The organism is Gallibacterium genomosp. 3, assembly GCF_001678475.1.
Lineage (GTDB): Bacteria > Pseudomonadota > Gammaproteobacteria > Enterobacterales > Pasteurellaceae > Gallibacterium > Gallibacterium faecale.
Window position 1 is genome coordinate 1 of sequence record NZ_JTJR01000054.1, and the last position, 10682, is coordinate 10682.

Annotated in this window: 11 protein-coding genes, 2 tRNA genes and 1 pseudogene; 9 read left to right on the forward strand and 5 right to left on the reverse strand. The window is 35.0% G+C overall.

Annotation, left to right across the window (positions count from 1 at the left end):
- Nucleotides 1-301 precede the first annotated feature (301 nt).
- The 3 genes from QV06_RS11250 to trmB form a co-directional block, all read right to left on the reverse strand.
- Nucleotides 302-937, reverse strand: a complete 636-nt coding sequence (locus QV06_RS11250) for a TfoX/Sxy family protein (RefSeq protein ID WP_065238222.1) — start codon at nucleotides 935-937, stop codon at nucleotides 302-304.
- Between the two features lie 546 nt (nucleotides 938-1483).
- A complete protein-coding gene (locus QV06_RS11255; protein WP_065238223.1) occupies nucleotides 1484-1825 on the reverse strand; it encodes a YggL family protein in 342 nt (113 codons plus the stop codon).
- Nucleotides 1826-1843: 18 nt separating this feature from the next.
- Nucleotides 1844-2599, reverse strand: coding sequence for a tRNA (guanosine(46)-N7)-methyltransferase TrmB (gene trmB, locus QV06_RS11260; RefSeq protein ID WP_065238224.1), 756 nt, complete (start codon nucleotides 2597-2599; stop codon nucleotides 1844-1846).
- 137 nt (nucleotides 2600-2736) lie between these two features.
- Between trmB and mutY the strand changes: the two genes are divergently transcribed.
- The 7 genes from mutY (at nucleotide 2737) to purB (ending at nucleotide 7716) form a co-directional block, all read left to right on the forward strand.
- The gene (mutY, locus tag QV06_RS11265) at nucleotides 2737-3864 is read left to right on the forward strand and encodes an A/G-specific adenine glycosylase (RefSeq protein ID WP_065238225.1); all 1128 of its coding nucleotides are present in this window, start codon (nucleotides 2737-2739) and stop codon (nucleotides 3862-3864) included.
- Between the two features lie 10 nt (nucleotides 3865-3874).
- Nucleotides 3875-4147: an oxidative damage protection protein gene (locus QV06_RS11270; RefSeq protein WP_065238226.1), complete on the forward strand. Its 273-nt coding sequence runs from the start codon at nucleotides 3875-3877 to the stop codon at nucleotides 4145-4147.
- Between the two features lie 6 nt (nucleotides 4148-4153).
- On the forward strand, nucleotides 4154-5236 hold the full coding sequence (gene mltC, locus QV06_RS11275) for a membrane-bound lytic murein transglycosylase MltC (protein ID WP_065238227.1): 1083 nt from the start codon (nucleotides 4154-4156) through the stop codon (nucleotides 5234-5236).
- A 145-nt stretch (nucleotides 5237-5381) separates the two neighbouring features.
- A tRNA-Phe gene (locus QV06_RS11280) sits at nucleotides 5382-5457 on the forward strand.
- A gap of 4 nt (nucleotides 5458-5461) precedes the next feature.
- Nucleotides 5462-5537: transfer RNA gene (locus tag QV06_RS11285), tRNA-Asn, on the forward strand.
- Nucleotides 5538-5703: 166 nt separating this feature from the next.
- The gene (gene hflD / locus QV06_RS11290) at nucleotides 5704-6330 is read left to right on the forward strand and encodes a high frequency lysogenization protein HflD (protein WP_065238228.1); all 627 of its coding nucleotides are present in this window, start codon (nucleotides 5704-5706) and stop codon (nucleotides 6328-6330) included.
- Between the two features lie 18 nt (nucleotides 6331-6348).
- Nucleotides 6349-7716, forward strand: a complete 1368-nt coding sequence (gene purB, locus QV06_RS11295) for an adenylosuccinate lyase (RefSeq protein ID WP_065238229.1) — start codon at nucleotides 6349-6351, stop codon at nucleotides 7714-7716.
- 63 nt (nucleotides 7717-7779) lie between these two features.
- On the opposite strand, the gene yihA is transcribed toward purB, so the two are convergent.
- Nucleotides 7780-8349, reverse strand: a complete 570-nt coding sequence (yihA, locus tag QV06_RS11300; protein WP_065238232.1) for a ribosome biogenesis GTP-binding protein YihA/YsxC — start codon at nucleotides 8347-8349, stop codon at nucleotides 7780-7782.
- Between the two features lie 53 nt (nucleotides 8350-8402).
- Nucleotides 8403-8840, reverse strand: coding sequence for a DUF805 domain-containing protein (locus QV06_RS11305; RefSeq protein ID WP_065238230.1), 438 nt, complete (start codon nucleotides 8838-8840; stop codon nucleotides 8403-8405).
- 250 nt (nucleotides 8841-9090) lie between these two features.
- On the opposite strand from QV06_RS11305, the gene eno reads away from it, so the two are divergent.
- Nucleotides 9091-10392, forward strand: coding sequence for a phosphopyruvate hydratase (eno, locus tag QV06_RS11310; protein WP_065238231.1), 1302 nt, complete (start codon nucleotides 9091-9093; stop codon nucleotides 10390-10392).
- 196 nt (nucleotides 10393-10588) lie between these two features.
- Nucleotides 10589-10682, forward strand: a pseudogene (locus tag QV06_RS11625) (IS200/IS605 family transposase); the annotation flags it as partial.

Consider the following 10682-nt stretch of genomic DNA (forward strand, 5'->3'; position numbering starts at 1 on the left):
TTTTGCGAGCTAACAAGGGCATTAATATTAAATTAATATTTAGTGGAATGCTGATTAGTAAAAAATAGCTTGAGGTGGAAGTAATTTTGCTATCAGATTAAAGTTCTGTACTGTATGCGATTAAATATTTTGATTATTCTGTTAAGAGGGTATAAATACTTAAATAAGATTAGGTGGATGTTGTTTAGTAGGTATAGAAATGATTTAGAAAAGTTATAAAAAACAGCCACTTTAAGGTAGCTGTTTATACATTATAGGATAGTACTAATTAAGAAGGCTATAAATCATTTACATAGCTCAGTTATAAGGTCTCTGGTGGATAGTTTTCTTGTGCTAGTGCTATATTCAGTAGTACTAGATGCTTTTCTTTCTCTTCACGCGTTAATAGTGAATAATGTTTGAGATAGAGCGCACCCACTAATTTCCAATATAAATCTAAACCATCTAATAATATGATGCTTTTTAATTGAACAAAAACTTTTTCAGGTCCTCTCCTTTTGAACTCTTTCACGTTTTTGACATCAATTCGCGCTAATAGTCTTTCGTGTTTGATGCTGAGATTAGGTAAGTCTCTGATTTGAGATTGCTTTTTTCTCTTTTTTTGACTTTTTTCAAACTTAACCTGAGCAATAGAGAGTTCTAAATAGGATTTATATTTTTCATCATCTTCAGTAATCTCATCGGGAAGATGAAAATATTGAGCTGAAGTGGTTGAGATATAAGGACAAGGTGTTGCCCCAATTTGTCGCAATAACTCAGCAAATTGTGCTGTTGCTCTTATATAAAAAAATTTCTTTTGATAAATACCAAACATATGCTCATTCTTAAAAATACCATAGCCATTGAATAGGCTTTTGGCTGTGACAGGACCAATTAATTTACTTAGCTTGTGACAGATAAAAGCTGTATTGATTTCAGTTTGCGTTAGTTTTTTCATAAGCATCTCCTGAATAGTGGGGAAAATATAAGGAAGTTAAAAGATTGTTTATTCCATAAAGATCTCCTATTGATAAAAATACCTTAGATTTAATATAACAGTAAAAATTTCACATAAAAGATATTTTGTTATTAAAATATCAAAATTGTGAAGTAAGTCGATAAATAATGTTAAGGATAATCGTTTAATAAGTTAAAAGTGGGTTGTTATTAAGACATAGAGGATGAAAATTGACTTTATCTATTATTAGTTAATAAGATAATGATAAGAGTACATCTAAAGTAATGATATTGATTGGTTACTAAATAAATAATTTTGAATATTTTCTCAATATTAGCTTAAAATTCTTATGAAATATTGGATGAGTTGTATCTAAATTAGATAGGGTTTAATAAAAAGATATTTTGTTTATTGAGCTATGCAAAATAATATTTTTGCTAAATAGAAATGGATAATAAAAATAAGATGGATAAAAAGGTATATAGGACAAAAAAGTAATATAAAAAAATTGCCACTTTCAAAGTGGCAATTTTTAATTCGTAAAGTTTATTCAGCAACAGGGAAATCCCACCAAATATCGAAAAGATCACTAACTTCAACTTGTGAAAGTCCATTTTGTTCTAACCAAGTTTTTACTAATTGGCGGTGAGAATCATCACATTTACCAAGTTTTTCTAAGCAAATTAAACCTTCCCAATGTAAATAACCGCTTCCTTCATAAGCTAAACCGTTTGGTTTAATTACTTCATCAATGAAACGATCAACAACTTGATCAATTTCACTTACAGGCGTATTTTCTGCAAATTGCCAATTAACAAGAAAACCTAGTTCTTGGAATTCATCAATGTGCATTTTTTTGCGTTGTCTGCGATTACGTTGATATGCCATATTATCCTCCTTTTTGGACTATTGATTTTTAACAAAATAGAGATCCCAAACACCATGACCTAATTTATGACCACGTTGTTCAAATTTAGTTAATGGTCGAAAGTCTGGACGTGGAATATAATCGTTGGTGAGAGAAGTATTACGCAATTTTGGCTGTTGTCTTAATACTTCTAGCATATGTTCAGCATAATTTTCCCAGTCTGTCGCCATATGAATAAATCCTTCTGGCTTAAGTTTCTCCATAATAAGATCAATGAAAGGAGTTTGGACGATGCGTCTTTTATGGTGTTTTGCTTTGTGCCAAGGATCAGGGAAAAAGAGCTGTAAACCAGTTAATGAATTCTTAGGAATATTATTGTTAAGAATTTCAATGGCATCATGGCAAATGACACGGAGATTCGTGACTTGTTGTTCTAATGCATAAGCAATGCAAGCCCCTACGCCAGGCGTATGTACTTCAATTCCAAGATAATTAGATTGTGGATTTTGCTTTGCCATATCAACTAGTGATCGTCCCATACCAAATCCAATTTCCAGGATAACAGGATTTTCATTGCCAAAAATTTTTTTGAAATCAAAAGGATCTTGTTGATGTTCTAAACCAAAATCATCCCAATTGTCATTCATTGCACGTTTTTGTGCTTCACTTAAACGCCCAGTTCTTAATACAAAACTACGGATTTTACGCATATAGCGTCCATCTTCCGTAAATTCTGGTGTGTTAACCGTTTTGCGTTTTTGTTCAGCAATATTATTTAAAGCATTTTCTTGCATAAAATAAGATAAATCCAACAAGGTTCTACAATTAAAACGGCGTGTATTTTACCTGATAATCTGCCATTTTTGTTATGTTTTAATCAAATTCCTTATGGTACACTCGCACGTTTCATTCATTATTTAGAAGAGTTTTTATGTGGCTAGCTGAATCAACGCCAGATGCGCCTTTTGCAAGTGCAGTGTTGTCTTGGTATGAAAAATATGGGCGTAAGACATTACCATGGCAAGTGAATAAGTCCTTATATGGAGTCTGGTTGTCAGAAATTATGTTACAACAAACTCAAGTTGTAACTGTTATTCCTTATTTTGAGCGTTTTATTCAACAATTCCCTACGATTACATCGCTGGCTAATGCCCCATTAGACGAGGTATTACATTTATGGACAGGCTTAGGCTACTATGCCAGAGCTAGAAATTTGCACCGTGCTGCACAAATAATTCGAGATCAGTATCAAGGTGATTTTCCAACAAGATTTGAGCAGGTATTTGGATTACCTGGTATTGGGTTAAGCACAGCTGGCGCAATTTTGTCATCTTGTCTTGATGCGCCATATCCAATTTTAGATGGTAATGTGAAACGTGTCTTATCTCGCCATTTCGCGATTGAAGGTTGGCCGGGTGAAAAATCGGTTGAAACACAGTTATGGCAGCAAAGCGCAATGGTCACGCCTCAATCACAAGTCACCGCGTTTAACCAAGCAATGATGGATTTAGGAGCAATGGTTTGTACCCGTACTAAACCTAAATGTAGTTTATGTCCATTAGCCAAAAATTGTATTGCATACTATGAGGAGAGTTGGTCCCAATTTCCAGGAAAGAAACCAAAAAAAGCGTTACCAGAACGAGAAAGTTATTTTTTACTATGGATGCAAGGTACACAGGTATTATTACAACAACGTCCAGCAGAAGGATTATGGGGCGGACTCTATTGTTTTCCGCAATTTGAAAATCGGGATGATTTAGAGAGTTTTGTACAACAAAATAAAATACAAATTGTTGATGAATTATCAATATTTCGTCATACCTTCAGTCATTTTCACTTAGATATTCACCCGATTGTGGTAACGAATTTAAGCAGTTTATCGTTAGAGAATAAAAATGTTGCAGAAAATTGTGCAGAATATAAACAGAGAGTACAAAATGAAAGTGAATATTGGTATGATCTAGCGGATTTTTCGCCACCTAAAATTGGCTTGGCGACACCGGTTAAAAATTTGCTGCGTCAGTTATCGGCAAATTTAGCAATTAAACAAATGAAATAAGGATAATGTTATGGCAAGAACCGTTTTTTGTGAGTATTTAAAGCAAGAAGCAGAAGGCTTAGATTTCCAACTTTACCCGGGTGAATTAGGTAAACGTATTTTTGATTCAATCAGTAAGCAAGCGTGGTCAGAATGGTTAAAAAAGCAGACTATGCTAGTGAATGAAAAAAAATTAAATATGATGAATCCAGAGCATCGTAAATTATTAGAGCAAGAGATGGTGAATTTCCTATTTGAAGGTAAGGATGTTCATATCGAAGGTTATGTTCCTCCTTCAAAGTAATCAAATATGAAAGCAAAAAAATATTTTATTATCTCAGCACTCGCACTATTTTTAGTAGGATGTGGTTCATCTTATAACGATAGCATTGATTATGATGATGCTTTTGCTAAAGATACCCGTGCGTTAGATATCCTCACTGGACAGTTCTCGCATAATATTGATCGTATTTGGGGTGTAAACGAGTTATTGGTAGCAAGCAGAAAGGATTACGTTAAATATACAGATAGATACTATACACGTAGCCATGTTAGTTTTGATGAAGGTGTGATTACCATTGAAACGCAAACCAGTTTAGCACGCTTAAAAAACGCGATTGTATATACATTATTAATGGGATCTGATGCTAATGGTATAGATTTATTTGCCGATGGTGACGTACCGATTAGTTCTCGTCCATTCCTATTAGGACAGGTATTAGATCATCAAGGTGCTCAAATTCCGAATATTGCGGTAGCCTCTGCATTTGCAGATTACTTGATTAATAATAAATTACAGAGTCGTCGTTTAAGTAATGGACATATTGTGCAGTTTGTGGTGATTCAAATGATTGCTAACCACGTAGCAATTCGTGCCCAAAAATATATTCCATTTATTCGTAAAGCTGCAAGACATTACAACATTGATGAAAGTTTAATTCTCGGTATTATGCAAACAGAATCCAGCTTTAACCCATATGCGATCAGCTATGCTAATGCAATGGGCTTGATGCAAATTGTTCCGCAAACTGCAGGTCGAGATGTATTCCAAATGAAAGGCAGAAGTGGTGTACCGTCGAAGAAATATTTATTTGATCCGTATAAGAATATTGATGCAGGTGTTTCTTATTTATGGCTATTACAAAATAAATATTTAGCGGGGATTACCGATCCTACCTCAAGACGTTTTGCCGTTATTTCTGCTTATAACGGTGGTGCAGGTGCAGTATTACGGATCTTTGATGAAGATAAAGATGTTGCTGTAAATAAGATTAATCGCTTATTACCTGAGCAAGTGTATCGTATTTTAACAACGAAACACCCTTCAGCACAGGCGAGAAACTACTTAATTAAAGTTGATAAAGCACAAAAAAGTTATCGAGTAATTCGCTAATTTTGCTTGTTTTCGTGGTGCTTTAGTATTATTTTTATTCGTTTTGGACATAAAAACGGCTAACGTACGAAAAAAAGAAATTTTTTTCAAAATAGTGGTTGACTTGAAGGCCAAAAAAACGTTTAATACGCACCACTAAGACGTTGCCCAGATAGCTCAGTCGGTAGAGCAGGGGATTGAAAATCCCCGTGTCGGTGGTTCGATTCCGCCTCTGGGCACCACTATTCCTCCTTAGTTCAGTCGGTAGAACGGTGGACTGTTAATCCATATGTCGCTGGTTCAAGTCCAGCAGGAGGAGCCAAATTCAAGAAGGCTGTTACAATTTAAGTTGTAACAGCCTTTAATTTTTTCCGCAATATAGTCTGAAGATAGCTTTAAAAAAAGCAGGATCAGTGTTATATTCTTGCACCTATTTTGCCTCATATTCAAATCAATAATTTAATACATAAAGAAAGGTTCTTCTCCTTATGGTCGATTATGCGAATTTAGCAATAGCTTTAGCTGGCGTATGTCAGTCTGCAAAGTTAGTTCAACAATTAGCTCATCAAGGAAATACGCCAGAACAAGATTTACTCGTGACGTTAGAAAGTTTATTGGTCATTCAACCAAAAGAGATTATAGATATTTATGGCGGTAATTTAGAGAATTTAAAATTAGGATTAGCGACATTACTAGAACAGCTTAATGGGCAGCATGGGAGATTAGATGCTGAATTAGGCCGTTATTGGTTAAGTTTACTTGCTTTAGAAAGTAAACTTAATAGTAATGGCGAAAAGAAGCAGCAATTAGCTGATAGAATCCAATATTTACCAACTCAATTAGAATTTCACGATGGTTTAACTGATAGTTCTATGTTAGCGGTATTAGCTGGCATTTATGTGGATATTATTAGTCCTCTTGGGGCTAAAATTCAGGTAAAAGGTGTCCCAACATATTTACAGCAACCTGAAATTCAAAATTGTATTCGAGCTTGCTTATTAGCGGGCATTCGCTCTGCTGTATTATGGCGTCAAGTTGGCGGTTCAAAATGGAAATTGCTTTTTTCACGTCGTAAGTTAATCCAAGCAGCTCAACAACTGTACTCATCCCTTTAATAAACGGAGTAACTCTTCATGCAATTCAATGCTTTAACTGCACTTTCCCCTCTCGATGGTCGTTATCAAAGTAGAACAGATGCTTTACGCTCAATTTTTAGTGAGTTTGGCTTGTTACGCTTTCGTGTGACTGTTGAAGTTCGTTGGTTACAAAAATTAGCGGAAAACAGTGCAATTTCTGAAATCCCCCTTTTATCAAAAAAAGCAATCGATTACCTCAATGATATTATTGCTAATTTTGATGTGCAGGATGCACAACGCATTAAGGAAATTGAAGCAACAACTAATCATGATGTGAAAGCGGTTGAGTATTTTCTAAAAGAAAAATGTCAATCTTTACCTGAGTTGGCAGCAATTAGTGAATTTATCCATTTTGCTTGTACTTCGGAAGATATTAATAACCTTTCTCATGCATTAATGTTAAAAACAGCACGAGAAGAGGTTATTTTGCCTGAATGGAAGAAGATTATTGCGGAAATTGGCCGTTTAGCAGAAACCTATAAAACTATTCCATTGCTTTCTCGTACACATGGTCAGCCAGCTTCGCCAACCACTGTAGGAAAAGAGATGGTGAATGTGGCTTATCGTTTACAACGCCAATATCAACAACTACAAAAAGTTGAAATTCTCGGTAAGATTAATGGTGCGGTAGGTAACTATAATGCACACTTATCGGCATATCCAAACTTAGACTGGCATTTATTTAGCCAACAATTTGTGGAAAGTTTAGGAATTGATTGGAATCCATATACTACACAAATTGAACCACATGACTATATTGCAGAATATTTTGATTGTGTAATGCGTTTTAATACGATCATGATCGATTTTGATCGTGATATTTGGGGCTATATCGCATTAAATCATTTCAAACAAAAAACTATTGCAGGTGAAATTGGGTCATCAACGATGCCGCATAAAGTGAATCCAATTGATTTTGAGAATTCAGAGGGTAATTTAGGGGTAGCTAATGCGGTAATGGCACATTTAGCACAAAAGCTACCAATTTCCCGTTGGCAACGAGATTTAACAGATTCAACCGTATTACGTAATTTAGGTGTTGGTTTAGGGTATAGTTTGATTGCTTATGCATCTACTTTAAAAGGAATTAGCAAGTTAGAAGTAAATGAAGATCATTTACGTGCTGAATTAGACCAAAACTGGGAAGTGCTTGCAGAACCAATTCAAACGGTAATGCGTCGTTATGGGATTGCGAAACCATATGAGAAATTAAAAGAATTAACTCGTGGCAAACGAGTTGATCAACAAACAATGCAACAGTTTATTGATAGCTTAGATATCCCAGAAGATGAAAAAGTACGCCTCAAAGAATTAACTCCAGCAACTTATATTGGTGCGGCAATTCAGTTAGTTGATGCGTTCTAAACTTTAAGTATTTTTTGTAAAAATAACGCCCAAATGTAATATTTGGGCTTATTTATTGATTATTTAGTCAGTGGTGGCAAACCACCCATCTAATTTCTGGGCAAGCTTATCAACACCAATACGGTTTAATGCGGAGAAAGCTTCAACTTGGATATTCCCTTGGAAAGGTAAGATTGCTTCTCTTACCATTTTTAATTGTTTGCTACGTTCACTTTGGCTTAATTTATCTGCTTTAGTGAGAAGTAATAGTATCGGTAAATTAGCACTAACTGCCCACTCAATCATCTGTTGATCGAGAGCTTTCAACGGATGACGAATATCCATTAAGATAACTACCCCGCCTAAACATTCTCGTTTTTGTAAATATTCACCTAATGATTTTTGCCATTGTAGTTTTAGTTTTTCTGGTACAGCAGCATAACCATACCCGGGTAAATCAACGATTTTACAGTTTTCACTGACTTCAAATAGATTAATCAGTTGTGTTCTACCTGGGGTTTTAGACGTTTTTGCTAAAGTTTTTTGATTAGAGAGTGTATTCAATGCCGTTGATTTTCCAGCATTAGAACGGCCTGCAAATGCAATTTCTACACCAGCATCTGCGGGTAATTGAGTGATATTCGCTGCACTCATTAAAAAGTGAGTTTTATGGTAATTGAGTTTAAATTCACTGGTTGACACAATAATTATCCTTTTTTGAATGTAATTGTTTCGCCTTTTTCACCATAACGGTTTGCAGTTGGTTGGCCGAGGAATACTCCCCACTCCATTAGTAACATTGCAACAATAAAAATAGGAAAAAATTTACCTAAAATAGATTGCATAATGCCTTGGCTATAAGGCGCAATCATGACACAGCACAATGGAACAAATAAGATGATGATGGCTTTAGCTGAACGCCCACGATCATGTAAACGTTTAATAATAATAGTGAGCCAGCAATAGACAATCAGCAATAATGGAATAATTGCACCCAGAGATGTTGTCGTATGTTGTAACCATTGTTGGACAGGAAGAATATTCGCAATAATGAATAGCACGACGGCACAAAGTCCAGAACCAATCCAGAAACCTTGTCGATTTAATCTTCCTTTAAAAGAAAAAAGCGCTTGGGTAATGTACATAATGCTTGGTGATTAAAAAAGAGCCTATTTTTAGAATAGTGGGCAATTATACAAGGAAACCATTGAAAAAAGCGAAAAATTTGTTGCTTTTTCTAAGGATTATATAAGGATTTTAGTGGAGAATAAAAAATCTTAATTGTGATCAAGTTCACATCATTTTTTACAAGACAAAAATTAAAAATCGTTTTAATATTAGCAGCGTTTTTGATTTCTATCTTTGAAAATTAACTTTAAATATGAGGAAAAACAAATGGCAAAAATCGTTAAAGTTCTTGGCCGTGAAATTATCGACTCTCGTGGTAACCCAACTGTTGAAGCTGAAGTTCATTTAGAGGGTGGTTTTGTTGGCTTAGCAGCTGCTCCATCTGGTGCGTCAACTGGTTCTCGCGAAGCATTAGAATTACGTGATGGTGATAAATCACGTTTCTTAGGTAAAGGTGTATTAAAAGCTGTTTCTAACATCAACGATATCATCGCTCCAGCATTAATCGGTAAAGATGCAGCACAACAAGCTGAAATCGATCAAATTATGATTGATTTAGATGGTACAGATAACAAATCTAAATTAGGTGCTAACGCAATTCTTGCAGTTTCTTTAGCAAATGCAAAAGCAGCAGCAGCGTCTAAAGCATTACCACTTTATGCATGGATTGCAGAATTAAACGGTACCCCAGGTCAATATTCTATGCCATTACCAATGATGAACATCATCAACGGTGGTGAACATGCGGATAACAACGTGGATATCCAAGAATTTATGATTCAACCAGTTGGTGCAAAAACTTTACGTGAAGCATTACGTATTGGTGCAGAAGTATTCCACAACTTAGCGAAAGTATTAAAAACAAAAGGTTTAAGTACAGCGGTTGGTGATGAAGGTGGTTTCGCACCTAACTTAGAATCTAACGCAGCTGCATTAGCTTGTATTAAAGAAGCAGTTGAAAAAGCAGGTTATGTTTTAGGTAAAGATGTGACTTTAGCAATGGACTGTGCATCTTCTGAATTCTATAACAAAGAAACTGGTATGTATGAAATGAAAGGTGAAGGTAAATCATTCACTTCTAAAGAATTCACTCATTACTTAGAAAAACTTTGTGAAGAATATCCAATTAAATCTATCGAAGATGGTCAAGATGAATCAGATTGGGAAGGTTTCAAATATCAAACAGAAGTGCTTGGTGGCAAAATCCAACTTGTTGGTGATGACTTATTCGTAACTAATACTAAGATTCTTAAAGAAGGTATCGAAAAAGGTATTGCTAACTCAATCTTAATCAAATTCAACCAAATTGGTTCATTAACAGAAACTTTAAATGCTATTCGTATGGCGAAAGAAGCAGGTTACACAGCAGTAATTTCTCATCGTTCAGGTGAAACTGAAGATGCAACCATTGCTGATTTAGCAGTAGGTACAGCAGCAGGTCAAATCAAAACTGGTTCTATGAGCCGTTCAGACCGTATTGCTAAATACAATCAATTAATTCGTATCGAAGAAGCTTTAGGTGATAAAGCACCATTCTTAGGTTTAAAAGCAGTGAAAGGCCAAGCTTAATCTGCATTAATAATTAAAATAAAAAAAAACTGCACCTTAATGGTGCAGTTTTTTTATTATAGCTAGACAAAGTCTAGCTATAAAAACCATACACTATGCGTATGGAGTCAAAAAGCTTAAGCGATAAAAAGAAAAATCCTCACTATATAATGAATAAGGCTAACAACCAAAATTCAAAATATAGGAGGAAATATCAATGCCCACTAAGGCTAATGAGGATTTAAGTCTATCACACACCCGTTGGAACTATAAATATCATATAGTCTTTACTCCTAAATATAGACGTAAGG

Excerpts from the sequence above, each read along its gene's own strand:
- eno (WP_065238231.1), top strand. The coding sequence starts at position 9,091 with ATGGCAAAAATCGTTAAAGTTCTTGGCCGTGAAATTATCGACTCTCGT.
- yihA (WP_065238232.1), bottom strand. The coding sequence starts at position 8,349 with ATGAGTGCAGCGAATATCACTCAATTACCCGCAGATGCTGGTGTAGAA.
- trmB (WP_065238224.1), bottom strand. The coding sequence starts at position 2,599 with ATGCAAGAAAATGCTTTAAATAATATTGCTGAACAAAAACGCAAAACG.
- purB (WP_065238229.1), top strand. The coding sequence starts at position 6,349 with ATGCAATTCAATGCTTTAACTGCACTTTCCCCTCTCGATGGTCGTTAT.
- mltC (WP_065238227.1), top strand. The coding sequence starts at position 4,154 with ATGAAAGCAAAAAAATATTTTATTATCTCAGCACTCGCACTATTTTTA.
- mutY (WP_065238225.1), top strand. The coding sequence starts at position 2,737 with ATGTGGCTAGCTGAATCAACGCCAGATGCGCCTTTTGCAAGTGCAGTG.
- QV06_RS11255 (WP_065238223.1), bottom strand. The coding sequence starts at position 1,825 with ATGGCATATCAACGTAATCGCAGACAACGCAAAAAAATGCACATTGAT.
- QV06_RS11250 (WP_065238222.1), bottom strand. The coding sequence starts at position 937 with ATGAAAAAACTAACGCAAACTGAAATCAATACAGCTTTTATCTGTCAC.
- QV06_RS11270 (WP_065238226.1), top strand. The coding sequence starts at position 3,875 with ATGGCAAGAACCGTTTTTTGTGAGTATTTAAAGCAAGAAGCAGAAGGC.
- QV06_RS11305 (WP_065238230.1), bottom strand. The coding sequence starts at position 8,840 with ATGTACATTACCCAAGCGCTTTTTTCTTTTAAAGGAAGATTAAATCGA.
- hflD (WP_065238228.1), top strand. The coding sequence starts at position 5,704 with ATGGTCGATTATGCGAATTTAGCAATAGCTTTAGCTGGCGTATGTCAG.